Below are 26,337 nucleotides of genomic sequence, written 5' to 3' on the forward strand. Positions count from 1 at the left end.
TGCGCCACAAGAAAGTTCTACGTAATTATTTAAAAATAGGCTGAGCTGACGTCAGATCATTCAATTTAATCGCAATAACAGGGTTCTGCTGATTATCTTGCAACGCCATTTTCCTGCATGGCAAACAGATCTGAGCGACAACAACGCAAAGTGCTTTTTACAAAATACCTGCCTGCGGCAAATCCTAACAAAAAAAAAGCCAGCTCGAGTGCTGGCTTTGATTTTAGATACCTATCGTTACATCATAACGACGAATATAAGCGTTTTTTAAACAACGGCGCCGTCGGTATCGTCTTTTTCCTTGACCGGTTTCACCAGATCTTCACGTTTGACACCCAACCACATCGCGATGGCAGCAGCAACGAAGACAGAAGAATAAATACCGAAGCAGATACCAATCGTCAGCGCCACGGCAAAATAATGCAGAGTCGGGCCACCAATCAGTAACATCGACAACACCATCATTTGCGTACATCCATGAGTAATGATGGTACGCGAGATCGTGCTGGTGATCGCATGATTGATCACTTCTGTCACTGACATTTTGCGCTGAGTACGGAAATTCTCGCGGATACGATCAAAAATAATCACGGATTCATTCACCGAGTAACCCAGTACCGCCAATACCGCCGCCAGCACGGAGAGGTTGAATTCCCACTGAAAGAACGCAAAGAAGCCGAGAATAATCACCACGTCATGCAAGTTAGCAAGAATTGCCGCGACCGCAAATTTCCATTCAAAGCGTATCGCCAGATAAGCAACCACCCCCAGCACCACGAATAACAACGCCATCAAACCATCATGTGCCAGTTCGTCACCAACTTGCGCACCGACTTGTTCGACACGCTGCTGTTTCACTTCAGGGTCTTTCGCCTGCAGTGCTTTCATGACCTTCTCAGCCTGATCTGCTGCTGTCACGCCTTTCGCCAATGGCAAACGGATCACGACATCCTGTGCCTTACCAAAGGTCTGCACCGGCGCATCAACATAACCGAGGCTTTCAACGGTACGACGTATGCTGTCAACGTCGGCAGCTTTTGGATAGGTGACTTCCATCACCGTACCGCCGGTAAATTCGACAGAGAAATGCAAGCCTTTGTGCAGCAGGAAAAATACGGCGGCGACAAAAGTCAGTGCAGAGATGACATTGAAAATCAGCGCATGGCGCATGAAAGGAATGTCTTTTTTAATGCGGAATAATTCCATAATGAATTCCTGAATTCTTATCTGGGCAATCGGTTATTTGGCTGCATCATCGGTTGGCTTCCAGATCTGACCGATAGAAAGCGAAGTCAGTTTCTTCTGACGACCGTACCAGAGATTCACCACGCCACGCGACACAAAGACTGACGAGAAAATCGAGGTCAGAATACCGAGGCAGTGAACCACCGCAAAACCACGGATCGCACCTGAACCGAAGATCAACAAGGCCAGACCGACGATCAGCGTCGTCACGTTGGAATCCAGAATCGTTGCCCAGGCGTGGCCAAAGCCTTCTTCAATCGCCTTTTGCGGTGATCTGCCAGCACGTAACTCTTCGCGGATACGTTCATTAATCAGCACGTTCGAGTCAATCGCCATACCCAGTGCCAGCGCAATCGCGGCGATACCAGGCAAAGTCAGTGTCGCTTGCAGCAAGGACAACAAAGCGACCAGCAACAACAGATTCACGGACAACGCCAGCACGCTAAAGAAACCGAACAACATGTAGTAGATGACCATAAAGATAGAGATCGCAGCAAAACCGTATAAGGTTGAATTGCGACCCTGCTTAATGTTTTCCACACCAAGTTGCGGGCCTATCGTACGTTCTTCGATAATTTCCATCGGTGCGGCCAGAGAACCGGCGCGCAGCAACAAGGCCAGATCGGCAGAGGCGGTAGCGGTACCCATACCGGTAATACGGAAACGCGAACCCAATTCGTCTTGAATTGTTGCAACGGTCAATATTTCACCCTTGCCTTTTTCAAACAGCACAATCGCCATCTTCTTGCCGATCTTATTGCGAGTCGCTTCACGCATCTTGCGACCACCATCGCCATTCAGGTCAATACTTACGGCAGGCTGCTGATGTTCGTCAAAGCTAGCTGAGGCGCCGGCAATGTAGTCACCAGTAATTACGGGATCTTTATACAAAATCGCCGGAGCACCGCGTCCAACCTTGAAAAATTCAGAGCCAAATGGAACTGGAGTGTTGTCATCGACAACGCCAATAACAGACTCATCAGCGAGACGCACTTCCAACGTTGCTGTACGTCCGATAATTTCTTTCGCCCGCGCCACGTCCTGCACACCAGGCAACTGTACAACGATGCGATCCGGGCCTTGTTGTTGAATAATCGGCTCAGCAACACCCAGCTCATTCACACGCTTGGACAAAGCGGTAATGTTTTGTTTCACGCCTTCGGTCACTACGGCTTGTAACGCTTCTGGCTTCAGGCTGATAGTGACGTTGAATTCGGTATTGTCTGCACTGACAACGTCAGTCAGATGCACGTCCGTCATTTGCGATGCTAATACGGCCTTCGCTGCGGAACGGGTTTCAGCATCACGGAACTTCACCGAGATATTATCGCCATCGCGGCTGATGCCAGCATGACGGATATCTTTTTCACGCAATGCAGAACGTACGCTCGATTGCAGCCCCTGCACGCGCTTGGTCAAGACCGCCTTGGTATCGACCTGCATCAGGAAATGCACACCACCGCGCAAATCCAGACCGAGGTACATCGGCAGCGCATTCAGACTTTGCAGCCACTTCGGTGTATTCGGCAACAGATTGAAAGCCACCGTGTAAGTCGGATCTGTTGCGTCAGGATTCAGTGTTTTTTCGAGTATGTCTTTCGCTTTAAATTGCGTATCCGTATCAGCGAAGCGTGCGCGCACAGATCCTTGCATGCCGTTAAAGTCATAGAAAACGCCGTTATCTTTCAGGCCGGATTGCTGCAAGGCTTTTTCGACACGCGCCTTCATGCTTTCGTCAATTTTGACGGTCGATTTCGCACTGCTGATCTGTACCGCCGGCGACTCACCAAAAAAATTTGGCGCGGTGTACAGCACACCGAATACCAGCGCAATCACAATCAACAGATACTTCCAGAGTGGGTAGCGATTCATAATAAAAATAGAAATGGAAGCTGAAAAGCACAACGCAGCCCGGATATCGATCGGACTGCGTTGCCGGTATTTACTGATTAAATCGCTTTGATGGTGCCTTTAGGCAACAACATAGTGACAGCTACTTTTTGCACAACGATCTCTGTGCCTTCGGCGACTTCTATCGTCACATAGCTCTCATTAACTTTGGTCACTTTGCCGAGCAGGCCGCCGGAAGTCACTACTTCATCATTCTTCGCCAGCGCTTCCATCATTGCTTTTTGTTCTTTCTGGCGCTTCATTTGTGGTCGTATCATCAGGAAATACAAAACCACAAACATTAATACCAGAGGCAGGAAACTCATCAGGCCACCATCAGCACCAGCACCCGCAGATTGCGCATAAGCGTTAGAAATAAACACGTTCAGACTCCGTTAATTGTATAAATATTATCCAGCCAGTGTTGAGCGAGATAATGATAAATAGTGACGATAAACTACTTTTCAAGCAGTAAAGCGCCACATTCTAGCACTGCTCTTGCTCAGAACTAGCGAAAAAAGCCAGATACAGACTAAGAAGCAGACTAAGAGCCGACTAGATGCCGCGTGCGCGGTCAGCATGAAACTGCTGTACAAACTCTGGGAAACGTTCGTCATCGAGCGCCTGACGGATATTTTTCATCAGATCGAGGTAGTAATGCAGGTTGTGTATCGTATTCAGACGTGCGCCCAGAATCTCGCCCGTGCGATGCAGATGATGCAAGTAAGCACGCGAGAAATTTTTGCAGGTATAACATTCACAGGTTGCGTCCAGAGGTTCTTTGTCTTCCTTGTAACGGGCGTTTTTGATTTTCACATCGCCGAAGCGGGTGAATATCCAGCCATTGCGCGCATTCCGGGTGGGCATCACACAGTCAAACATGTCGATACCGTTCGCCACACCTGCCACCAGATCTTCCGGTGTGCCGACGCCCATCAGATAATGCGGTTTGTTTTCCGGCAGTTTCGGGCCGGTGTGCGCCAGAATGCGCATCATGTCTTCTTTCGGTTCACCGACCGACAAACCACCTATCGCAATCCCGTCAAAACCCAATTCATTCAGGCCAGCCAGAGATTCGTCGCGCAAGTTTTCAAACATACCGCCCTGAACGATGCCAAACAAAGCATTCGGATTTTCACCTTGCCTGAATTCGTCTATCGAACGCTTGGCCCAGCGCAAAGACATGCGCATCGATTTACCGGCTTCTTCAGTCGTCGCTGGTCTGCCGTCAATTTCGTAAGGCGTACATTCGTCGAACTGCATCACGATATCGGAATTCAGTGCGCGCTGAATCTGCATGGAAATTTCTGGGGACAAGAACAGGCGCTCACCACTGATAGGAGAAGAAAATTTCACGCCCTCTTCTGTGATCTTGCGCATCGCTCCGAGTGAAAACACCTGAAAACCGCCGGAATCAGTCAGGATAGGTTTATCCCATCCCATGAAGTCATGCAAACCACCGAATTTGTTCAGTACGCTCAAGCCCGGACGCAGCCACAGATGGAAAGTATTGCCAAGAATAATCTGTGCGTCGATTTCTTTGAGTTCCAGCGGTGACATCGCTTTCACCGAACCGTAAGTGCCGACTGGCATGAAAATCGGCGTTTCGATTTCGCCGTGATTCACCTTCACACGCCCCCGGCGGGCAGCAGTCGTTTTATCTTTTTTAATCAGAGTAAATTCAAGCATGATTCTTCCTTGTACGCTCCGCGGAGCACACGGTAATGAGTCGTTCTACGTCTTTTATGTGTCCAGCCCGAATCAGGCCTTCCCGGAGGTGTTGGTCAGCAACATCGCGTCACCATAACTAAAGAAACGATAACGCTGCGCAATCGCATGGGCATAAGCGGATTTGATTCTATCGTAACCGGCAAACGCCGATACCAGCATCATCAGCGTCGATTTTGGCAAATGGAAATTCGTGATTAAACGGTCAACGGTTTTAAATACATAACCCGGCGTAATGAACAATTGCGTATCGTCACTGCCTGCTTCGAGCTGACCACTTTGCGATGCTGATTCCAGCGCACGCATACTGGTAGTGCCGACTGCAATGACTTTGCCCCCCGCCGCTTTTGTCTTGCGCACAGCATTGACCGTCTCTTGCGGTACGGTGTACCACTCGCTGTGCATCACATGCTCGTTCAGATCTTCAACCCGCACCGGCTGAAATGTGCCTGCGCCGACGTGCAGAGTCACATACGCCAGCTCTATGCCTTTTTGCTGACAGCGCTCTAACAAGGCCTGATCAAAATGCAGCCCCGCCGTTGGTGCAGCGACAGCACCGGGCACACGGTTATACACAGTCTGATAGCGCTGCTCATCAAAATCATCAGCATCATGTTCAATATACGGCGGTAAAGGCAGGCGACCGTAAGTTTCGAGCAAAGTAAAAATATCGTCCGGGAAAAACAAAGTGAAAAATTCGCCCTGACGTTCACCCACGACCACATCGAACGCCTCTGCCAGCCGGATTTTACTGCCCGGCAGCGGCGATTTGGACGCGCGCATCTGCACCAGCACGCTGCGGTTTTCATCCGTATTCGATAACACGCGCTCAACCAGCAATTGCACTTTGCCGCCAGTTTCTTTGACGCCAAAAAAACGCGCCTTGAGCACGCGGGTATCATTGAACACCAGTAAATCCCCGGCGGCCAACTGATCGATCACATCAGAAAAATGGCGGTCCACCAGTTGCTCACCATCGACATGCAATAAGCGCGAAGCAGTTCTGTCCGGCAGCGGCATTTGCGCGATTAAAGCATCGGGCAGATCAAAATCAAAATCACTCAAAGAATATTTCATGCACGGGAAACGAAAAGAGAGAGAACAAAATGCTGCATACTGTATAAAAACTCAGTAAAATAAGCCGCAACAGGAATTTCCTGCACAACCGAGCCAACAGCAAAACCCACCATTTTACACCCATGGCAGCTGAAGACCCAAGCGCAAGCACAGAGACGCACGCATCACCAATCAAAGCAGCCCGCCAGTCAGGAAAAAAAACGTCGTCCAAAGCGTCAGGCAGCGCCAGCAAAGCCAGTGAAAAACTCGCCCGGCTAGGCTTGCGCAAAGACATGGATTTCGTCCTGCATCTGCCTATGCGCTATGAGGATGAGACCGCCATTATCCCCATGCATGATGCGGCCTTGCGCGGTGGCAGCACCGTGCAGGTGGAAGGCGTCGTGACCGCATCGGATGTGCAATATCGCCCGCGCCGCCAACTGGTTGTCACCATCAGCGACGATAGCGGGCAAGTCGTTTTACGCTTTCTGAATTTTTACGGCAGCCAGCTCAAACAATTAGCAATGGGCGTGCGCGTCAGGGCACGTGGCGAATTGCGGCATGGTTTTTTTGGTGCGGAAATGGTGCACCCCGGCTACAAAATCGTGAATGAAGGGGCGCCATTACCAACCGCTCTGACCCCGGTTTACCATTCCGGAGAAGGTGTGCCACAAGCGCTGCTACGCAAGGCCATTGCGAACGCCATGACCAGAGTCAACTGGCGTGACACCTTGTCGCCAGCACGTTTAGCCGCCTTAGATTTACAAGGTTTCGAGGTCAGCGTACGCACGCTGCACAATCCGCCGCCGGATATCGATCAGTACAGCCTGATGGAGCACGAACATCCGGCGTGGGAACGCATGAAATTTGATGAGCTGCTGGCACAGCAACTCTCGTTAAAACGGGCACAGATCACACGCCGCAGCAAAGGCGCAAACGCGCTGCCGGTCACCGGCGAACTCAGTAATGCGTTTTTATTGAATCTGCCCTTTTCACTGACAGGCGCACAAGAAAAAGTGCTGGCAGAAATCCGTGCCGATTTACGCGAAACCTTTCCCATGCAACGTCTGCTGCAAGGGGATGTCGGCAGCGGTAAAACCATCGTCGCTGCGCTGGCGGCAACACAAGCGATCGACAATGGCTTTCAGGCTGCGCTGATGGCGCCGACCGAAATTCTGGCAGAACAGCATTTCAGAAAAATCGCTGCGTGGCTGGAACCGCTGGGTGTAAAAACGGCGTGGCTGACCGGCAGTCTGAAGAAAAAAGAAAAAGAAGCGGCCAATGCACTGATTGCCTCCGGTGAGGCGCAGCTGGTCATCGGCACGCACGCACTGATACAAGATACCGTGCAGTTCAAAAAGCTGGGATTAGTGATCGTCGATGAACAGCATCGCTTTGGCGTCAGCCAACGTCTGAATCTGGCAAATAAGGCCGAAGCAGGGAAAATTCCGCATCAGTTGATGATGTCAGCAACACCGATCCCGCGCACACTGGCGATGACCTATTTCGCCGATCTGGAAGTATCCGTGATTGATGAATTGCCACCGGGACGCACGCCTATCGTTACCCGCGTGATAGATCAGAACCGCCGCGATGAAGTAATCGCTCGGGTGTATGCAGCAGCGCAGGAAGGCAAACAGGTGTACTGGGTTTGCCCCTTAATCGAAGAATCCGAAACCCTGCAACTGCAAACTGCAACTGACACTCATCTGATGCTGGCGGCTGCATTGCCGGGAGTGCAGGTCGGACTGGTACACGGTCGACTCAAGCCGGCGGAAAAGCAGGCTGTCATGGATGATTTTATTCACAACCGCACTCAAGTGCTGGTGGCGACTACCGTGATTGAAGTCGGGGTCGATGTCCCGAATGCGAGCCTGATGGTGATTGAACACGCTGAGCGCTTCGGACTCTCACAACTCCACCAGCTGCGTGGTCGCGTCGGTCGTGGCGCGGCCGCCAGTGTCTGCCTGTTGCTGTATCAGGGGCCGTTGGGGGGCGCCGCCAAACAAAGGCTGGCGACCATGCGCGAAAGCAATGATGGCTTTGAGATCGCCCGTAAAGATCTGGAGTTACGCGGCCCCGGCGAATTTCTCGGTGCCCGCCAATCCGGCGAAGCCATGCTACGCTTTGCGAACCTGGAGACAGATCAATGGCTGGTTGAAAAAGCCAGAAATCTGGCGGCTGATTTATTAAAAAATGACCCCGTCACCGTCGCCGCGCACTTAGAGCGCTGGCTGGGCAACAAAGAAGAATTTCTGAGAGTGTGAATCTATGCTGAACATCGTTAATGTCGACTTCAATAAGCCGCAACATGCACAAGACCTGATCAACATGCTTAATATGTATGCGCTAGACCCTATGGGTGGCGGTGAAGCCCTGTCTGATTATGCGCAGACCAATCTCATTAGCGAACTCAACAAACGCAATACCGTGCGGGCCATTCTCGCTTATGTGAATGATCAGGCTGCTGGTTTTGCAATTTGTATCGAAGGTTTCTCCACCTTTGCCTGCAAGTCTCTGCTAAACATTCACGACTTTGCCGTGCACCCTGATTTTCGTGGTCAGGGCATAGGCAATAAAATGATGCAGCACCTGACGACCCTGTCCGAACAACTTGGTTATTGCAAGATGACTCTGGAAGTGCTGGAAGGGAACACACGTGCACAAAATCTCTATCGCGCAGAAGGTTTCGCGCCGTATGAACTGAACCCGGAATTTGGTGGGGCGATCATCATGCAAAAGAAAATTGGCGCACAACCTGTTTAGTTGCCGCGCTCTAAAAAACGGAACTGCCTGCGGCTACATGTCGGAAGAAATAGCATACACTCGACATGTCAGGGCTGAGTCTGCCAACGACTTCAAATTACAACAGGAGAAAAAATGACAATAGATTTCAAAGGCCGTGTCGCAATCGTGACTGGTGCAGGTGGGGGTTTGGGGCGCGAACACGCGCTGGCATTGGCTGCGCGTGGCGCCAAAGTGGTTGTCAACGATCTGGGTGGCGCACGCGATGGCTCAGGTGGCTCATCCGCTGCAGCTTTAGCAGTCGTCGAGGAAATCCGTGCAGCGGGCGGTGAAGCCATTGCGAACGGTGCGTCCGTTACCGATTTTGCCGCGGTGCAGGCAATGGTGGAAGACACCCTCAAACAATGGGGCCGCATTGATATTCTGGTCAACAACGCAGGGATTTTACGCGATAAAAGTTTTGCCAAAATGGAGCTGGATGATTTCCGGCTCGTGATGGATGTGCATCTGATGGGCGCGGTTCATTGCTGTAAAGCGGTGTGGCCTGTCATGACCGAACAAAAATACGGTCGCATCGTTATGACCACGTCTTCCTCCGGATTATATGGAAACTTTGGTCAATCAAATTACGGCGCTGCCAAAATGGCATTGGTCGGCCTGATGCAAACGCTGGCACTGGAAGGCGCGAAATACAATATCCATGTCAACAGCCTGGCACCGACAGCCGCCACCCGTATGACGGAAAGCCTGTTCCCGGCGGAGTTTTTAGAGGCATTAAAACCGGCAGATGTGGTTCCGGCAATGTTGGTGCTCGCGGCGGAAAACGCACCATCCAGAACCATACTATGCGCCGGTGCCGGCAGTTTTGAGGCCGCCAATATCACCATGACACAAGGCATCTGGGTCGGACGCGAAGGCGATGCCCCGGAACAACTGGCAGCGCGGCTGGCAGAAGTTCGCCAGCGCGACGGTGAAATCGTTCCAGAAAGTGGTGCCGCACAAGGGCATCTGGAACTGACCAAAGCAATGAGCCACGTGCAGAAAAAATAAATGTAACAGCGTTAAATCAGAAATTCATCTTCATCCAGGGCACCATCGTGACACTGGATGAAAGATATACTCCAGGGGAGTATGGCGAATTTTCATATCTATCCCCCAATAGATACAAGGATATTCAAATATACTCCCCGCCATATATTTATCCTTGCACATTCTCCCGAAAATAAATAAATCAGATTGCTGACGCCAGCAAGACTCTGTGCCAAACTAAGCTCATGACACTCACAGAATTAAAATACATCGTCGCAGTCGCGCGCGAGAAACATTTCGGCCATGCAGCAGAAGCTTGTTTTGTTGCCCAGCCGACGCTATCGGTTGCGATCAAAAAACTGGAAGACGAACTGGGAGTCACGATATTTGAACGTGGTGGCACAGAAGTTTCAACAACGCCGCTGGGCGCGCAGATCGTAGCGCAGGCAGAGCGTGTGCTGGAACAGACCGCCGCCATCAAAGAAATCGCCAAGCAAAACAAAGACCCGCTGGCAGGCCCTTTCCGTCTCGGCGTGATCTACACCATCGGCCCTTACCTGTTGCCAACGCTGGTCAAAACCATGATCAGACAAGTGCCGCAAATGCCGCTGGTATTACAGGAAAATTTCACGGTCAAACTGATGGAATTGCTGCGTCAGGGCGAACTGGATGCTGCCATCATGGCCTTACCGTTGCCGGATCAGGGTCTGATGACGCAAGCCTTGTATGACGAGCCTTTTGTCGTCGCGATGCCAAGTGATCATGCTTGGGCTGAGCGCAAGGAAGTCTCCGCAGAAGAGTTGAAATCGGAAACCATGCTGTTGCTCGGAAACGGTCATTGCTTCCGCGATCAGGTGTTAGAGGTTTGCCCTGAAATGGCAAGATTCTCAACGACTGGCGATGGCATCGCCCGTACCTTTGAAGGTTCATCGCTCGAAACCATACGCCACATGGTGGCCTCAGGTATAGGCCTGACAGTGCTGCCGGTCGCCTCAGTGCCGGATATGAATGCCAAGGATGGCATGCTGCGCTACGTGCCATTCGCTGCCCCCGTGCCAGATCGCCGTGTCGTGATTGCCTGGCGCAAAAGTTTTACCCGCCAGGCGGCCATCGAAGCCATTCATCAGGCAGTGCTGGCCTGCGATTTACCCGGCGTGACCATGCTGGATTTACCGCCCGCAGCGCAATAACCAGACGATGGCGTCAGACTGCTAAGCGCGTCTGTCTGCAACATCGGAAAAACTACTTCTTCGTTGCAATCTGATGAGTAATGCTGGTCATCGCTGGCTTAGACTCAGGTCGACGTAAAGCGGTAAACGCAGAAAATTCCCATGAACGGAAACCGACGAGCAAAGTAAATCCATCGATTTCTTCTGGTCGCAGTTTCCGGTCTTCCTGATGCAGACGCGCCAACTCTGCCACCAATTGCTGAATTTTTTGTACGACTTCCTGCGCACTACGACTGGAAACCCGAGCCGGCACACAGAGCAAGGTTTCGCCCACATGATCAAAGCGGCCATTGAAATAATCGCTTACGACATAGTCGCGAAAAAACTGCTGAACCGGACCATCCGGCAGCCAGTGAAATGCCGGTGAGACGTTCAGCCGGTAACGGTTATTTGGGCGCAATTCGATCAATTCCAGCTTATCCAGTGCGACCAGATGCAATATTGTTTCTGCCTGACTGATTTCGTAGGTGTCCACAATCTGCTCTAAGGTCCAATGGCCAAGACAACAGATTGCCACTAACAATAATTTGGGTTCGGCAATCAGGGATTTTTCCTGCGCCAGCGTCAGATTATCCGAATGTGGCGCAACGTCCGCCGCTTGCCGCAAGACATCCTCCATCGCGATACCTGACGCCTTACATATCTGCGCCAGACGCGACAGACTCATATCCTTTTGTCCAAACATGCGCTTAACGCTGGACTCACTCATGCCGATACGTTCGGCAAGAATTTTATACGTCACACCAGCAGCACGCAGCTCTGTCCGTAACACATTCAGCAATAATTCAGGTGAACTCAATTGCGCCTCCATCGAATAAGCAGTTCGCGAATAGTATCGTCTTTCAATACCAAGCATCTTGAAAATTTATTCTTTGAACATTTTAATAGTACGAAGTTCACAGTATTGAGAAACTCTTTTCACTTATCGTCGTCCCTGAACTCCACTCCAGACATCCAATTCCATCAGGGCCACTTCTCATCTGACATTGAAAGTAAGAAATGAAATCAATCATCCGATATTTTGCTTGTATCTGCGTTACCCTGGCCGTTTTTGCCTCAGGCTATGTGATAGGAAGAACAAGCGAAAAGCCATTCAAGCCCGCTTGCACTGCGCCCACAGAAGCGGAATGTCCGGTGAATTACCGCTCGGATACTGACTGGCGACGTGACCCTGCCAGCAGACGCCAACCTTCATTGCTCACCTGAGACATTTGCAGTGCGCAGCTCAAGCCCAGAAACGCTCTGGCACGAGCGCAAATACAAGCGCAAATCGCACTTATAATGGCGGGGCTAAAATCACTCCGCTTTAAGACATGAACGCTTTACTCTCGCGATTGCAATGGTATTTAAAACTGGTACGGCTCGATAAACCTATCGGCATCGTCTTACTGTTGTGGCCAACATTGATCGCACTGTGGCTGGCGAGCAATGGTGTGCCTGACGGGAAACTGGTGGTGATTTTTTGCCTTGGTACAGCGTTGATGCGCTCTGCGGGATGCGCAGTCAATGACTACGCCGACAGAGAATTTGACAAGCATGTCAAACGTACTGCAGATCGTCCTCTGACCAGCGGCAAAGTATCCGGCAAAGAAGCCCTGCTGATTGCGTTGGCATTGTCGCTGATCGCCTTTTCACTCATTCTTCCGCTCAATGCGCTGACGAAACAATTATCCGTTCTTGCGGTGGTGATTGCCGCGACCTATCCGTATTTCAAGCGCTTCTTCGGCATTCCGCAAGCCTATCTCGGTATCGCTTATGGATTCGGCATTCCGATGGCGTTTGCCGCGGTACAAAACACCGTCCCATGGACGGCATGGATGCTGCTGGTCGCGAATGTTTTTTGGACTGTTGCGTATGATACCGAATATGCGATGGTGGACAGGGACGATGATCTTAAAATCGGGATCAAAACCTCCGCGATTACCTTCGGTCAGTTTGATGTGAAGGCGATTATGCTCTGCTATGTCGTTAGCCTCGCGATGATCACATTGATCGGTTACTCCTATGGTCTGCGTAACTGGTTTTTCGCAGGCATCGCCGTCGCTGCCGCCTGCGCGATCTATCATTACAACCTGATCAAAGACCGTGACCGGATGCGCTGCTTCGCCGCGTTCAGGCACAATAACTGGCTCGGTGCGGCAATCTTTGCTGGTGTTGCTGTTGACTATGTATTACATTAAATGCGACGATCAAAGTAATGAACACCAGCGCTATAAGTCAGCGCAGCAAATAAGTGCCACTCTGTTTGATCTGTCGCAAAAGCAGTTATGTTGTACTACCTAGACTATCAACAGGTACTCTTATCAACACTTTTAAAGGAAATACGATGAGCTCAATAGAACAGCACAAAGATCAATTGATGCACGATCTGAATCAGGTCATACGCGATGCCGAAGAAATGTTGAAAAATACAGAGCAGCAGACTGGTGAAGGTTTCAAATCGGCAAAAGCGCGTTTTGAACAGACGCTGAAAAATGCGAAGGCGGAAGTGCAACGTGTTGAAGATCTGGTCATCACCAGAACCAAAGATGCGGCGAAAGCAACCGATGTCTATGTTAAAGAAAATCCGTGGCAATCTGCCGGTATCGCCGCAGGCGTTGGCTTGCTGCTCGGTTTGCTGATCGGACGTAGTAAGTAACTCATGGCTATTCTCGACTCTGTGGGGAAACTCATCGCGACCTTTTCAGGCATCGTCCATACACGTCTGGAACTGGTTGCGGTCGAAATAGAGGAAGAGCTGAGCCGCTTTTCCTCTATTCTTCTATGGTCATTGACGGCGCTGTTTTGTGCCTGCTGCGCCGTTGTCCTGATTGTGGTTCTGTTGATTGCCGTATTTTGGGACACCCACAGAATTGAGTTAATTTCAGGTCTGATTGCCGTGTTTGCAGTTGCGGCTGCGGGCATTACCTGGTGGATACACCAACAGTTACAAGCAAAGCCAAGACTGCTCTCACTGACCTTGTCAGAGTTAGAAAAAGATGGGCAGGCACTGCGCGATAATTTTCCTCACTCCACTCCGAACTGAGGAAAATAATGTCGGCTTACAAAGAAAAACTTGCTTTCCGCCGTGAAGCATTACTGTTAAAAGTGCATGCGCAACGACAGCTATTGTCTATTCAAACGCAAGAGCTTCAGCAATCAATCGAGTTTGCTGAATTCAGTCTGAATTGCGCGGCGAAAGTTGTAGTCGCAGTCAGAAAAAAACCAATATTAGGCGTAGTGCTGGCAGCGGCAGTTTATGTAGTGAAGCCTGCCCGCGCCCTGTCCGTCATAACGACCTCGTTACGGGCCTGGCAAACATGGCGCAAACTTGCGCCATTACTCAGACAAGCTGGAAATCAGTAGTTTAGTTTATTCCTGCTGACCAAATTCATCGCCCAGCTCTGCACCTCTGGCAGCAGCTGCATGAACGGCGCGGATGATCGCTTGTTTCACTTCACTGTTTTCCATGCTGCTTAAAGCGGCATAGGTTGTCCCCCCTTTCGAGGTCACCCGCTCCCGCAATACTGCAACGGATTCATTCGAATGCATCGCCAGTTGTGCTGCGCCCTCAAAAGTTTCGATGGCGAATTGCGTTCCCTGTTCTGCACTCAGACCGAGTGCCACCGCGGCCTCCTGCATCGCTTCAATGAAGTAAAAAACATAAGCAGGGCCACTGCCGGAAACCGCAGTCACAGCATCAATCAGGTATTCTTCGTCTAACCATGAAGTCAGCCCAACCGAACGCAGAATGTCATCTGCGACTTTCTTCTGTTGCTCGCTGACGCCCGGCATCGCATATAAACCAGTAATGCCTTTGCCAATCAATGCAGGCGTGTTCGGCATTGCACGGACAATCGTCGGATATGAATTCAGCCAGCGGGAAATATCCGTTGTGCGGATACCTGCGGCAATTGTCAGCAATAACTGGTGTTGAATGAATGGCGCTAATGCGCCGATAACATCGCGCAATTGCTGCGGTTTAACAGCCAGAACAATCACATCCATGGCCTGCAAACGCTCATCAATACTTAACGCAGTGGTCACACCGAATTCAGTTTCCAGCCGGTTTAAAGACGTTTGATTTACATCGATAACATGAATATATTCTGGCTCCGTAAAATCCGGCAGCAAACCGCCAATCAGTGCGGATGCCATATTACCGCCGCCGATAAAAGCGATCTTTAATTTATTTTGCATAATTTCTACTCCCAAAAATTGCTGTTCCTATCCTGACCATCGTGCTGCCCTCGGCAATGGCAGCATGCAAGTCGCTACTCATCCCCATCGATAAGGTATCCAAGGAAATTCCCTGTGCCACTATTTTTTCGCTTAACTCTCTTAAATGACGGAATGCCAGACGCTGCTGTGCGACGTCCGAGGTTGGTTCGGGCACCGCCATCAATCCCCGCAAACGGATACGGGGTAATGCGGAGATTTTTAACGCCAGCGCTACCACATCTTCCGGAGAAACACCACTTTTACTCTCTTCGCCACTGATGTTCACTTGCAGGCAGATATTTAAATCGGCCATGGTTGCTGGCCGTTGCTCCGACAAGCGAACTGCGATCTTTTCTCTGTCTACCGAATGTACCCAGTCGAAATGCTCGGCAATCGGCTTTGTTTTGTTACTCTGTATTGGCCCGATGAAATGCCATTCAAGATGTAGCTCAGGCGCATTGCTCTGCATCAAGGTGATTTTTTCTAACGCTTCCTGAAGGTAATTCTCGCCAAACGCAGTTTGCCCATGCTGCGCAGCCTCCAGAATCGCTTCTGCACCGAAAGTTTTAGAAACAGCTAACAGTCTGACCGACTTCGACGGGCGATCAAACCTCTGCTCGGTTGCCCAGATGTCATCAAGTACGGCTTGCAAGTTGTCAGAAATTAAGGACATAATCAGAAAATTTTGTAGGGAACTTCATCAATTTTTTGCTTGCTCTTCTTTATTAGAGCAAAATGCACTAGGCTTTGACGCCGCGTTATCGACGCGTTATCGCAATTGTCATCAAAGACGTACACCAATTACCGGAATTATAAATGGACATTTCTGAACTGCTTGCGTTCTCCGTCAAGAATAACGCCTCCGATCTTCACTTATCATCAGGCCTGCCACCAATGATACGGGTACACGGCGACGTACGTCGAATTAATTTGCCACCACTCGAGCATAAAGATGTACATGAGTTGATCTACGACATCATGAATGATTCGCAGCGCAAAATTTACGAAGAAACTCTGGAGTGTGACTTCTCTTTTGCGATTCCGGGACTGGCACGTTTCCGTGTGAATGCGTTTAATCAGGAACGTGGCCCGGCTGCCGTTATGCGTACGATTCCATCAAAAATTTTAACGCTGGAACAATTGAATGCGCCGCGTATTTTTGCTGATCTTGCCTTAAAACCTCGCGGTCTGGTTCTCGTTACCGGACCGACCGGTTCAGGAAAATCAACCACGCTGGCCGGGATGGTAAATCACCTGAATGAGAATGAGTACGGACACATTCTGACTGTCGAAGATCCTATCGAGTTTGTGCATGAATCAAAAAAATGCCTGATCAACCAACGTGAAGTCGGCCCGCATACCATGTCGTTTAATAACGCTTTGCGTTCAGCTTTGCGTGAAGATCCTGATGCGATTCTGGTTGGTGAGTTGCGTGATCTTGAAACGATTCGTCTGGCATTGACTGCCGCCGAAACAGGTCACTTGGTTTTCGGCACCTTGCATACATCCTCAGCCGCTAAAACGATAGATCGTATTGTCGACGTTTTCCCCGCTGAAGAAAAAGAAATGGTCAGATCGATGCTGTCAGAGTCCTTGCAGGCTGTGATTTCGCAAACGCTGCTGAAAGTTAAAGATGGCTCGGGACGTGTTGCTGCCCATGAAATTATGATCGGTACGCCCGCGATTCGTAATCTGATCCGCGAAGCAAAAATTGCTCAGATGTATTCCGCAATACAGACCGGTAACAACATGGGTATGCAGACTTTGGATCAGAACCTGACAGATCTGGTGAAGCGCAACGTGATTTCGGTAGGCACAGCACGCGCAGCAGCGAAAATTCCGGAAAATTTCCCAGGTTAATTGATCAGATAGAAAGAGACAAACATGGAACGCGATCAGGCAACCAAATTCATGCATGACCTGCTCAGACTGATGCTGAGCAAAAATGGTTCAGACTTATTCATCACCGCAGACTTCCCACCAGCGTTTAAAATCGACGGCAGAGTCACGCCAGTATCGAACCAGCCACTGACACCGGCACATACGGTTGATCTGGCACGCGCGATCATGAACGATAAGCAGGCAGCTGAGTTCGAATCAACTAAAGAGTGTAACTTCGCGATCAATCCTGCCGGTATGGGACGCTTCCGCGTCTCCGCCTTTATGCAGCAAGGCCGTGTCGGTCTGGTATTGCGGACAATCACCACAGCCATTCCTAAATTAGAAGACCTGGGTTTACCGGAAAACCTCAAAGAGGTTGTGATGACCAAGCGTGGTCTGGTGATCATGGTCGGCGCAACAGGATCAGGTAAGTCAACCACGCTGGCAGCGATGGTGGGGCACCGCAATCAATCCAGTTACGGTCATATCATTACCATTGAAGACCCTATCGAATATGTGCATCCACATGCGAATTGCATCGTGACGCAACGCGAGGTCGGCATCGATACCGAAGACTGGGGAGCCGCGTTGAAAAACTCGTTGCGTCAGGCACCTGATGTCATTCAGATTGGTGAGATCCGTGATCGTGAAACCATGGACTTTGCGATTGCGTTTGCAGAGACCGGCCATTTATGCCTCGCAACTTTGCATGCAAACAGTTCAAATCAGGCACTGGACCGTATCATCAACTTCTTCCCGGAAGAGCGTCGGGCGCAATTATTGATGGATTTATCATTAAACCTGAAAGCTGTCATTTCGCAACGACTGATACCATTAAAAGGACGTAAAGGCCGTGTTGCCGCAGTTGAAATTATGCTGAACTCTCCACTGATTTCAGATCTGATCTTCAAAGGTCAGGTCCATGAGATCAAAGAAATCATGAAGAAATCACGTGAACTCGGCATGCGTACGTTTGACCAGGATTTATTTGATTTGCATGAAGCTGGCAAAATTACCTATGAAGATGCACTGCGTAACGCGGATTCTGTGAATGAATTACGTCTCGCAATCATGTTGCAGGGTAAAGAGTCAAAAGAGCGTGACCTTAGCGCTGGTACTCACCATTTAGGCATCGTTTAACTATGAGCGCACTTGATTACATCGTCACTAATTTGCAGGGCCAAGCAGTTGACCTGAAACAGTATCTGGGAAAAGTGGTGTTGATCGTCAACACCGCAAGCAAATGCGGTTTTACGCCCCAATACAAAGGGCTGGAAGCGGTCTACCAGCAGTTTAAAGACAAGGGCGTGGTGGTACTTGGATTTCCATGCAATCAGTTCGGCCATCAGGAGCCGGGAACGGCGGATGAAATCGGCAGTTTCTGCGAAAAAAATTATGGCGTCACTTTTCCTCTGTTTGAGAAAATTGATGTCAACGGCAAAAATGCACATCCGCTGTTTCAGCACCTGAAATCCGAAGCTCCAGGTCTTTTGGGCATACAGGCGATTAAGTGGAATTTCACTAAATTTCTGATTAAACAAGACGGCTCGGTGTTTAAACGCTATGCGCCACAAATAGCACCAGCGGATATTATTCAGGATGTGGAAAATCTCATCGCTGGGAAATAAGTTCTGTTTTAAGTTGCATTGTATGGTTGGGGCAGATCATATTATTCCCAACCATTGCAATGCCAGCGGCAAAAATATTGCCGTCAGCAACCCCGACAACCCCATTGCCAGACCTGCAAACGCGCCCATTTCTTCGCTTAACTGAAAAGCTCTGGCTGTTCCTATACCATGTGCACTCACGCCTAATGCAAAGCCGCGTACGCTGTCATCTTTGATATGCAGAAAATTCAGGATACCCGTCGCCATCATCGCGCCGAGTATGCCGGTCAGCATGACCAATGCGGCAGTCAACGACGGCAAGCCGCCGACTTTTTCCGTAATCCCCATCGCAATCGCCATCGTGACCGATTTTGACGCGAGCGACAATACCGTCACATGTGACGCACCGAACCACTGCGCAAGTAACATCGCGGTGCCAATCGCAGACGCACTTCCTAACACAGCAGCAAGCAGAAATGCCCTCCACTGTGAGCGCAGCTTATTCATCTGCTGATACAGCGGCACGGCCAAAGCCACTGTTGCCGGTCCCAGTAAGAAATGGACGAATTGCGCACCTGAAAAATAAGTCTGATACGACGTACCGGTTCCAATTAATACCAGCACCAGCATTGCGACTGAGATCGCGACCGGATTTGCAAGCGGGCTGAATTTACATCGGACATAGATCGCATAGGCAAGTTGATAGGCAAGCAGAGTTGCCGTCAGCCCCAGCAGAGGCGATGCTGCCAGATAAACCCATACGTCTGCTAATCTTGCGTTCATCGCGACATCCACTTCACACACAAGGCTGTCACAACAATCGAAATCGCGGTGCTCAGCACCAGTGCGATGACCAACGGTATCCATTCATCCAGAACAGTTTTTCCGTGCACCATGATGCCAACACCGGCCGGAATAAACAGCAAGGATAAATGCCTGAGCAACTCCTGCACGCCGGGTATCAGTTTCGGTGCAGCCTCTTTTTTCAGCAACAAAAAAACAAATAGTAACAACATCCCGATAACGGGCCCTGGGACGGGCATTTTCGTCATAAAGACAAAGCCTTCGCCCAGACACTGAAAAATCAGGAGTATTAAAAACGTCCGGATCATGATCTTGACTCAGGCATTGGTTAACGCATGATCAATTAATTCGACCCAGTGTTTGACCGGCGTGTCTGTTCCTGATTGCAAATGCGTCAGGCAACCGATGTTCGCCGATAAAATCATGTCTGGTTTTGTCGCCAGCAGATTGTGTAATTTTTTATCCCGCAACTGATAAGACAACGCCGGTTGCAAAACAGAATAGGTTCCGGCAGAACCACAACACAAATGGCTGTCGGCACACATCTGCACATCAATTCCCAGTGCTTTCAGTAAGCCTTCGACTTTGCCACGGATTTGCTGTCCATGCTGCAAAGTACAAGGCGGATGCCAGACGATACGTTGCCTGAGTTTGCCTTGTAATCTGCCAACCAGCTCGGTCTCAAATGCAGGCAACACTTCACTCAGGTCGCGCGTCAGAGCAGAGATACGCTGCGCCTTTGCTGCATACGCCTCATCATGCGCAAGCAGATGTCCATATTCTTTGACGGTCACGCCACAGCCGGATGCGGTCATCAGGATGGCTTCGGCACCAGACTCTACATATGGCCACCATGCATCAATGTTATTGCGCATATCATTCAGTGCCGCGTCCTGTTCATTCAGGTGATGACGAATCGCGCCACAGCAGCCTGCTTTCGGAGCACTGATCAGCTCGATACCTAAAGTGTCCAGTACCCGGGCGGTCGCATAATTAATATTCGGAGACATCGATGGTTGCACACAACCATCCAGCAATAACATTTTCCGGGTGTGCTGTTGCTGCGGCCACAATCCGGCAACTTGTTTTACCGGCACCTTATTCTGCAATGCTTTAGGTAATAATGGCCGCACGGATTGGCCAAGGCTCATTGCCGGTTTGAATATCCAAGGCGTAGGCAACAGCGTTTTCAGCGTACTCCGGATGAACCTCTGCTTCAGCGTCCGCGGCACTTGCTCTTCTACGACCTTACGGCCAATATCCAGCAAGCGTCCGTACTGAACGCCTGACGGACAGGTCGATTCACAATTACGGCAAGTCAGGCAACGGTCAAGATGTTGCTGCGTTTTTTCAGTGGCGACTTTGCCTTCAAGTACCTGCTTGATCAGATAAATACGGCCACGCGGACCATCGAGTTCATCACCCAGCAATTGATAGGTAGGACATGTCGCTGTACAAAAACCGCAATGCACACATTTGCGCAATATGTCATCGGCCTCTTTACCCTCACGGGTATTCTTAATAAAGTCTGCGAGATTAGTTTGCATAGCGAATTAAAAATCCTTGTACAGGCGGCCAGGGTTAAAAATACCTGAGGGATCGAAAGCGACTTTCAGACGCTGATGTATCTTTGCCAGCGGAGCGGATAAGGGCGTAAAGACGCCAATACTCTTGTCGCCGCCACGGAATAAGGTGGCATGACCGCCAGCCGCTTGTGCGGCAGCACGAATAGCAGCAGGGCTTTCATCGCTGAACAACCAGCGCTGCGCGCCGCCCCACTCTATCAGCGACTTACCGGTCAGAGTTAAAGGCGCAGTGGTAGATGGAACGGATAAACGCCACAAACCATGTGCCTCATCCTGTGAAAAGAAATCATGCGTCTGTTCACGCAAATCGTTCCAGGCAGAAGCGGCATCCTGCATCTCCTCTCCTCCCAATCGTTGCTTTGCGGCGCGCACAGCGGCCTCAGCGCCAGAGAGTCGTAACATCAGCCGCCCTACGTGCCAACAGCTACCGGACAACGGCAATGCCTGTCCGGCCCACTCATTCATCTTCTGAATCGCATCGGCTTCGGATAAAGCAAATACTAATGTCGTTTCTGCAAACGGGCGTGGCAACACTTTAACGGAAATATTCAACACCAGACCTAAGGTTCCCATCGAGCCTGTCAGCAAACGCGAGACGTCATAGCCAGCAACATTCTTCATAACCTGACCACCGAACTCCAGCACTTGTCCGCGACCATCCATCAATGTCGCACCAAGAATAAAATCACGTGCAGCGCCGACATACGGGCGACGCGGCCCCGACAAACCGGCGGCAAGCATGCCTCCTATGGTCGCCATTGCACTGAATTTGGGAGGTTCGAATGCCAGCATCTGATTATTTTCTGCCAGTAGTGCCTCGATCTCAGCGAGCGGTGTACCGCAGCGTGCAGTCAATACCAGTTCGGTCGGCTCATACGCCAGAATACCGGAATACGCCCGGGTATCAAGCACGCCACCTTGCGCTGCCTGACCATACCAACGCTTGCTGCCGCCGCCTTCGATTTGTAGTGGAAGGTGGTTCTGTGAGGCATTCAATATCCGTTCCCGGAAGCCTTCTATCAAGTTATTCATCACGGTGTCCATTTATATGGTTTTTATTTTTTTAGAAACGAGGCAAATCAGGAAACTTCAGATTTCCCTGTTTCACATGCATACGTCCATATTCTGCGCAGCGATGCAAGCTTGGTATCGCCTTATCCGGATTCAGCAAACTATGGGGATCAAATGCACGCTTCACCGCAAAAAAAGCATCCAGCTCTTCACGTGAAAATTGCACGCACATGGAATTAATTTTTTCAATACCAACGCCATGCTCACCAGTAATCGTGCCACCGACGGTGACGCATAATTCCAGTATCTCTGCACCGAATGCCTCGGCCCGCAGAAACTCGCCTTCCTTATTCGCATCAAACATGATCAGCGGGTGTAAGTTACCGTCGCCGGCATGAAACACGTTGGCGCAGCGCAAACCATATTTTTCTTCCATATGGGTGATGCCTATTAATACTTCCGATAAGCGCTTCCGGGGAATCGTTCCATCCATACAGTAATAATCCGGCGATATACGTCCCGCTGCGGGAAACGCATTTTTACGACCAGACCAAAAACGCAAACGTTCCGCCTCACTCTGAGAAACCGCGATTGCCGTCGCACCAGCTTGTTCCAGCACGGCAGACATGCGAGCGATTTCTTCTTCGACTTCTTCCGTCGTACCGTCAGACTCACACAGTAAAATCGCTTCTGCATCAATGTCGTAACCGGCTTTAACAAAGGGCTCGACCATACGTGATGAGGTTTTATCCATCATCTCCAGACCTGCCGGAATAATGCCTGCAGCAATCACGTTTGCAACCGCATTTCCGCCTTTCACCACGTCATCAAATGAAGCCATAATGACGCGCGCAACCTGCGGTTTCGGTACCAGTTTGACGGTTACTTCGGTGACGATGCCGAGCATTCCTTCGGAGCCGATAAACACTGCAAGCAAATCTAAACCCGGTGCATCCAGCGCTTCACTACCCAGCTCAACAACGTCACCGTCAATGGTGACTACGCGCGCGCGCAGCACATTGTGTACGGTCAGACCATACTTCAAACAGTGAACACCGCCAGAGTTTTCTGCGACGTTACCGCCTATCGTGCAGGCAATCTGCGACGAAGGATCCGGCGCATAATACAAACCTAAAGGTGATACCGCTTCCGAGATTGCCAGATTACGCACACCCGGCTGAACCACTGCCGTTCGCGAGTAAGCATCTACTTTCAGAATTTTATTGAATTTAGCGGTGGATAACACGACACCATCGGCGATCGGCATCGCACCGCCAGATAAGCCGGTTCCAGCACCACGGGGTACGATGGGAACGTTCAAACGGCGGCAAACTTCCATCACCGCGATAATCTGCGATTCACTTTCCGGCAGACAAACGATCATGGGCAACTGACGGTAGGCCGCCAAACCATCACACTCGTATGGACGGACATCCTCTTCATGATGCAGGATGCAATGCCCGGGTAATGCCTGCCGCAGCGCTTTCACGACTTCCTGCTGCCGCCCCCCATACAAATCATTTGAACTGTTTTGCTCCATCGCCTTACCCCATCTGTTTTTTTGCCAGTGTAATCAGCTTTGATGTATCTGGGATGAATACTTTAAACTTTACTGACTGAATTTTTTTCAGGACATAAAAAAAGGACGCCACAGCGTCCTTTTTTAGCATTCAGAGTGCTTACACGGAGAATGAAGATCCGCAACCACAAGTGGTGGAGGCATTCGGATTTTTAATCACAAACTGCGCACCTTCCAGATCGTCTTTATAATCGATTTCAGCACCCACCAGATATTGATAGCTCATAGAGTCAATCAACAACTGCACACCATTTTTTGTCATGGTGGTGTCGTCTTCATTCGTGATTTCATCGAACGTAAAACCGTATTGAAAACCTGAACATCCGCCGCCTTGTACAAAAACGCGTAATTTCAAATCAGGATTACCCTCTTCTTCAATCAACTGAGCAACTTTTGCAGCTGCGCTTTCTGTGAAATTGATTGGTGTTGGCATTTCGGCTACAGCATTCATTTTTTGCTCCTTGGATCTAAGATGTTCTCATTATAGTCCCGACTCCGGAACTATGCATTGGACGCTGCAAGTTTCAGAGTTGCAGGCTCTTGCGCAAGATCATGCGTGAGTTTGCCAGATACCAGGGCACCGCTAAGCATCTCCAGCGTTTTGTAGTGAACGTCGCCAGAAATTTTTGCCTTAGGCTGCAACTCTAACAATTCTGTTGAAAACACTGGCCCGTTAATCACACCATTCACGACGATGTGTGCCGCCCTTACTTCACCATCAATAACGGCCTGCTCTGAAATGACCAGCATGCTCAACGACTCAGTATCAGCAATAACGTTGCCACGAATGTGTCCATCAATGCGCAAGCCACCTTTGAAATGCAGATCACCTTCAATTCTTGTAGTGGATCCGATAAGGCTATCGATGGTGCTTTTTGTTTTACGACTGAACATGAAAGAATTCCTTTTCAGGGCATAGATCAACAATATTCATGAGCTTTATCTTCCAACTCAGAATTAATTGATGCTGGTTTATAAATTAACCGCTTGTTGAGCGCGGACTTGGCCCCGGTCTAACACTTTTACCTGGACATTTTTGGCGACCGCACCATCTGGAAGGGTAATGACTCCCTCCAGTCGCTGGTAATGTCTGAACGATAATTTTAATTTACCAGCTTCGCCCGATTTGGGATCAGGGAAATACATCGTAGCAGGTTTACCTGCCTGTACCAAACCTAATAAAAATTGCAATTCACCATTAAAATCTCTGCCATTTTTTACACCTTGCATCACCAGAGCACGATAACGCAATTGGCCAGGTGCGAGCATTTCTATCTTCAGATTCTGAACGGTAATCCCATCATTCCCTGTCGTTGACGGCATCACGCCTTCAAAAAAAGCCAGATCATCTTTCAGCTTTTGATTTTCTGCAGTCAGCGCTTTGATCTGATCCGTCAGCTCTTTCTGCATGGAACGATCAATGTTCTGCTTACTTTCTATCGTGTTTGCTTCCAGTAACAACTTATCGCGCTCAGCTGTCAGCTCTTTTACCTGCGTTTCAAGTGACTGCATCTGATTCAGATTAAACTTTGTTCCGAATGCAAAGCTCTTTCCAAGATCATAGGTCCACCATGCGACAGCAGACGTCAATGCGATCACCAATACCAGCATGGCCAGCCGGAGCGGCCACGGCTGTTGATGCGTAATGGTCATTTTCGACGCCAGATGGCGTCGTTGCCAGAGTCGTTTCTTTGCCATGTATGAGTTACGGCAAAACCGGGATATGCTGTAATCCAGCTACTTCATCCAGACCAAACATCAAGTTCATACACTGCACAGCCTGCCCGGATGCACCTTTTACAAGGTTATCCTGCACTACGAGAACGATCACGGTTTTGCCATTATTCGGCCGGTGCAACGCCAGACGCAGCATATTAGAAGCGCGGGTAGAACGTGTTTCCGGATGAGAGCCAAATGGCATGACGTCAACGAATGGCTCATCTTTGTAGGCATTTTCAAACAACGCCTGCAATTCGTCGTTACTGATATCGGTGTTCAGGCGGGCATACAAAGTCGAGTGCATACCGCGTATCATCGGCACCAGGTGAGGAGTAAATAACAATCCCACTTTTTGTGCAGTCATACGCTGTAATTGTTCTATTGTCTCCGGCGTATGGCGATGGCCTGAAACGCCGTAAGCCTTAAATGTATCGCTCGCCTCGGAAAACAGAATACCGATTTCAGCCTTACGTCCGGCACCTGACACTCCGGATTTGCAATCAGCAATCAAATCCGTTGCATCGACAATTCCGGCTTTCAATAACGGATAGAAACCCAATTGCATGGTCGTCGGATAACAACCCGGATTGCCAATAACCCGTGCGGTTTTGATCGCATCACGATTCAGCTCAGGCAAACCATAAACGGCTTCGGTCAGCACATCAGGGCACGTGTGTGGAATGCCATACCATTTCTCGAACTGAGCAACATCTTTCATCCGGAAATCTGCGGCAAGGTCAATCACCTTGACACCAGCCGCCAACAATTCCTGCGCTTGCGCCATCGCCACACCGTGAGGTGTCGCAAAAAAAACGACATCGCACTCTGTCAGCTTCGCCTTATCAGGCGAAGAAAATGTCAGGTTAACACGCCCACGTAGTGATGGATACATGTCTGCCACAGGTAAGCCGTCCTCTTTACGCGACGTAATTGCGGTCAGTTCCACTGCTGGATGCATTGCCAGCAAACGTAATAACTCTACCCCTGTGTAACCCGTACCACCTACTATTCCAACTTTAATCATTGAC

Annotated in this window: 28 protein-coding genes; 11 read left to right on the plus strand and 17 right to left on the minus strand. The window is 50.0% G+C overall.

All coding sequences use genetic code 11. The features are described from left to right. Positions 1-267: 267 nt before the first annotated feature. The 5 genes from secF to queA all read right to left on the minus strand — a co-directional run bounded on the left by secF (position 268) and on the right by queA (position 5,940). Complete coding sequence (gene secF, locus KDM87_RS10880) at positions 268-1,206, minus strand: protein translocase subunit SecF (RefSeq protein WP_212679080.1); 939 nt, start codon at positions 1,204-1,206, stop codon at positions 268-270. Between the two features lie 33 nt (positions 1,207-1,239). Then, positions 1,240-3,117 (minus strand): protein translocase subunit SecD, encoded by a 1,878-nt coding sequence (secD, locus tag KDM87_RS10885; protein WP_212679081.1) that lies wholly within the window; start codon positions 3,115-3,117, stop codon positions 1,240-1,242. A 77-nt stretch (positions 3,118-3,194) separates the two neighbouring features. Then, complete coding sequence (gene yajC, locus KDM87_RS10890) at positions 3,195-3,518, minus strand: preprotein translocase subunit YajC (protein ID WP_200178929.1); 324 nt, start codon at positions 3,516-3,518, stop codon at positions 3,195-3,197. Positions 3,519-3,690: 172 nt separating this feature from the next. Continuing rightward, a complete protein-coding gene (gene tgt, locus KDM87_RS10895) occupies positions 3,691-4,824 on the minus strand; it encodes a tRNA guanosine(34) transglycosylase Tgt (RefSeq protein ID WP_212679082.1) in 1,134 nt (377 codons plus the stop codon). 72 nt (positions 4,825-4,896) lie between these two features. After that, entirely contained in the window at positions 4,897-5,940 is a 1,044-nt protein-coding gene (gene queA / locus KDM87_RS10900) for a tRNA preQ1(34) S-adenosylmethionine ribosyltransferase-isomerase QueA (protein WP_212679083.1), read from the minus strand. An 80-nt stretch (positions 5,941-6,020) separates the two neighbouring features. Between queA and recG the strand changes: the two genes are divergently transcribed. The 4 genes from recG (at position 6,021) to KDM87_RS10920 (ending at position 10,883) form a co-directional block, all read left to right on the plus strand. Beyond that, entirely contained in the window at positions 6,021-8,186 is a 2,166-nt protein-coding gene (gene recG / locus KDM87_RS10905; RefSeq protein WP_408058730.1) for an ATP-dependent DNA helicase RecG, read from the plus strand. A 4-nt stretch (positions 8,187-8,190) separates the two neighbouring features. Then, positions 8,191-8,685, plus strand: coding sequence for a GNAT family N-acetyltransferase (locus KDM87_RS10910; protein ID WP_212679085.1), 495 nt, complete (start codon positions 8,191-8,193; stop codon positions 8,683-8,685). 114 nt (positions 8,686-8,799) lie between these two features. After that, positions 8,800-9,714, plus strand: a complete 915-nt coding sequence (locus tag KDM87_RS10915) for an SDR family oxidoreductase (protein WP_212679086.1) — start codon at positions 8,800-8,802, stop codon at positions 9,712-9,714. Between the two features lie 224 nt (positions 9,715-9,938). Then, on the plus strand, positions 9,939-10,883 hold the full coding sequence (locus KDM87_RS10920) for a hydrogen peroxide-inducible genes activator (RefSeq protein ID WP_212679087.1): 945 nt from the start codon (positions 9,939-9,941) through the stop codon (positions 10,881-10,883). Positions 10,884-10,935: 52 nt separating this feature from the next. On the opposite strand, the gene KDM87_RS10925 is transcribed toward KDM87_RS10920, so the two are convergent. After that, positions 10,936-11,721: a helix-turn-helix domain-containing protein gene (locus KDM87_RS10925; protein ID WP_230407709.1), complete on the minus strand. Its 786-nt coding sequence runs from the start codon at positions 11,719-11,721 to the stop codon at positions 10,936-10,938. A gap of 514 nt (positions 11,722-12,235) precedes the next feature. Here KDM87_RS10925 and ubiA point away from each other — a divergent pair. From ubiA to KDM87_RS10945, 4 genes are all read left to right on the plus strand, one after another. Beyond that, positions 12,236-13,102, plus strand: coding sequence for a 4-hydroxybenzoate octaprenyltransferase (gene ubiA, locus KDM87_RS10930; RefSeq protein WP_212679088.1), 867 nt, complete (start codon positions 12,236-12,238; stop codon positions 13,100-13,102). 146 nt (positions 13,103-13,248) lie between these two features. Next, complete coding sequence (locus KDM87_RS10935; protein WP_186882892.1) at positions 13,249-13,560, plus strand: ElaB/YgaM/YqjD family protein; 312 nt, start codon at positions 13,249-13,251, stop codon at positions 13,558-13,560. A gap of 3 nt (positions 13,561-13,563) precedes the next feature. After that, the gene (locus KDM87_RS10940) at positions 13,564-13,947 is read left to right on the plus strand and encodes a phage holin family protein (RefSeq protein ID WP_212679089.1); all 384 of its coding nucleotides are present in this window, start codon (positions 13,564-13,566) and stop codon (positions 13,945-13,947) included. Positions 13,948-13,955: 8 nt separating this feature from the next. Beyond that, positions 13,956-14,267, plus strand: a complete 312-nt coding sequence (locus KDM87_RS10945) for a YqjK family protein (RefSeq protein WP_212679090.1) — start codon at positions 13,956-13,958, stop codon at positions 14,265-14,267. 6 nt (positions 14,268-14,273) lie between these two features. On the opposite strand, the gene proC is transcribed toward KDM87_RS10945, so the two are convergent. Then, entirely contained in the window at positions 14,274-15,101 is an 828-nt protein-coding gene (gene proC, locus KDM87_RS10950; protein WP_212679091.1) for a pyrroline-5-carboxylate reductase, read from the minus strand. Further along, entirely contained in the window at positions 15,091-15,795 is a 705-nt protein-coding gene (locus KDM87_RS10955; protein WP_212679092.1) for a YggS family pyridoxal phosphate-dependent enzyme, read from the minus strand. Before KDM87_RS10955 ends, proC begins: the two co-directional genes overlap by 11 nt. Before the next feature lie 143 nt (positions 15,796-15,938). Here KDM87_RS10955 and KDM87_RS10960 point away from each other — a divergent pair, with 143 nt between their 5' ends. From KDM87_RS10960 to KDM87_RS10970, 3 genes are read left to right on the plus strand one after another with little or no spacing between them, the layout of a single operon-like run. Beyond that, a complete protein-coding gene (locus tag KDM87_RS10960; RefSeq protein WP_186882887.1) occupies positions 15,939-16,982 on the plus strand; it encodes a type IV pilus twitching motility protein PilT in 1,044 nt (347 codons plus the stop codon). Positions 16,983-17,006: 24 nt separating this feature from the next. After that, positions 17,007-18,143 (plus strand): PilT/PilU family type 4a pilus ATPase, encoded by a 1,137-nt coding sequence (locus KDM87_RS10965; RefSeq protein WP_186882886.1) that lies wholly within the window; start codon positions 17,007-17,009, stop codon positions 18,141-18,143. A 2-nt stretch (positions 18,144-18,145) separates the two neighbouring features. Then, entirely contained in the window at positions 18,146-18,631 is a 486-nt protein-coding gene (locus tag KDM87_RS10970) for a glutathione peroxidase (protein ID WP_212679093.1), read from the plus strand. A gap of 36 nt (positions 18,632-18,667) precedes the next feature. Here the strand turns inward: KDM87_RS10970 and KDM87_RS10975 are convergent, their stop codons facing one another. The 9 genes from KDM87_RS10975 to argC all read right to left on the minus strand — a co-directional run bounded on the left by KDM87_RS10975 (position 18,668) and on the right by argC (position 26,333). Then, on the minus strand, positions 18,668-19,393 hold the full coding sequence (locus KDM87_RS10975; protein ID WP_212679094.1) for an LrgB family protein: 726 nt from the start codon (positions 19,391-19,393) through the stop codon (positions 18,668-18,670). Then, positions 19,390-19,722: a CidA/LrgA family protein gene (locus tag KDM87_RS10980; RefSeq protein WP_212679095.1), complete on the minus strand. Its 333-nt coding sequence runs from the start codon at positions 19,720-19,722 to the stop codon at positions 19,390-19,392. The genes KDM87_RS10975 and KDM87_RS10980 overlap by 4 nt, the downstream gene beginning before the upstream one ends. A gap of 9 nt (positions 19,723-19,731) precedes the next feature. Beyond that, on the minus strand, positions 19,732-20,961 hold the full coding sequence (glcF, locus tag KDM87_RS10985; protein WP_212679096.1) for a glycolate oxidase subunit GlcF: 1,230 nt from the start codon (positions 20,959-20,961) through the stop codon (positions 19,732-19,734). Between the two features lie 6 nt (positions 20,962-20,967). Then, entirely contained in the window at positions 20,968-22,032 is a 1,065-nt protein-coding gene (glcE, locus tag KDM87_RS10990) for a glycolate oxidase subunit GlcE (RefSeq protein WP_212679097.1), read from the minus strand. 31 nt (positions 22,033-22,063) lie between these two features. Next, a complete protein-coding gene (locus KDM87_RS10995) occupies positions 22,064-23,551 on the minus strand; it encodes an FAD-linked oxidase C-terminal domain-containing protein (RefSeq protein WP_212679098.1) in 1,488 nt (495 codons plus the stop codon). Between the two features lie 139 nt (positions 23,552-23,690). Then, on the minus strand, positions 23,691-24,041 hold the full coding sequence (gene erpA / locus KDM87_RS11000) for an iron-sulfur cluster insertion protein ErpA (RefSeq protein WP_186882879.1): 351 nt from the start codon (positions 24,039-24,041) through the stop codon (positions 23,691-23,693). Positions 24,042-24,091: 50 nt separating this feature from the next. Further along, positions 24,092-24,484, minus strand: coding sequence for a bactofilin family protein (locus KDM87_RS11005; RefSeq protein WP_186882878.1), 393 nt, complete (start codon positions 24,482-24,484; stop codon positions 24,092-24,094). Between the two features lie 78 nt (positions 24,485-24,562). After that, positions 24,563-25,288, minus strand: a complete 726-nt coding sequence (locus tag KDM87_RS11010; RefSeq protein ID WP_212679099.1) for a DUF6776 family protein — start codon at positions 25,286-25,288, stop codon at positions 24,563-24,565. A 7-nt stretch (positions 25,289-25,295) separates the two neighbouring features. Beyond that, positions 25,296-26,333 carry an N-acetyl-gamma-glutamyl-phosphate reductase gene (gene argC, locus KDM87_RS11015; protein ID WP_212679100.1) on the minus strand — a complete coding sequence of 346 codons (1,038 nt, stop codon included), beginning with the start codon at positions 26,331-26,333 and terminating at the stop codon, positions 25,296-25,298. Positions 26,334-26,337 lie beyond the last annotated feature (4 nt).

The sequence above is a fragment of the Cognatundibacterium rivi genome (genome assembly GCF_018139565.1).
In the GTDB taxonomy this organism is placed as follows: domain Bacteria; phylum Pseudomonadota; class Gammaproteobacteria; order Burkholderiales; family Burkholderiaceae_D; genus Undibacterium; species Undibacterium rivi.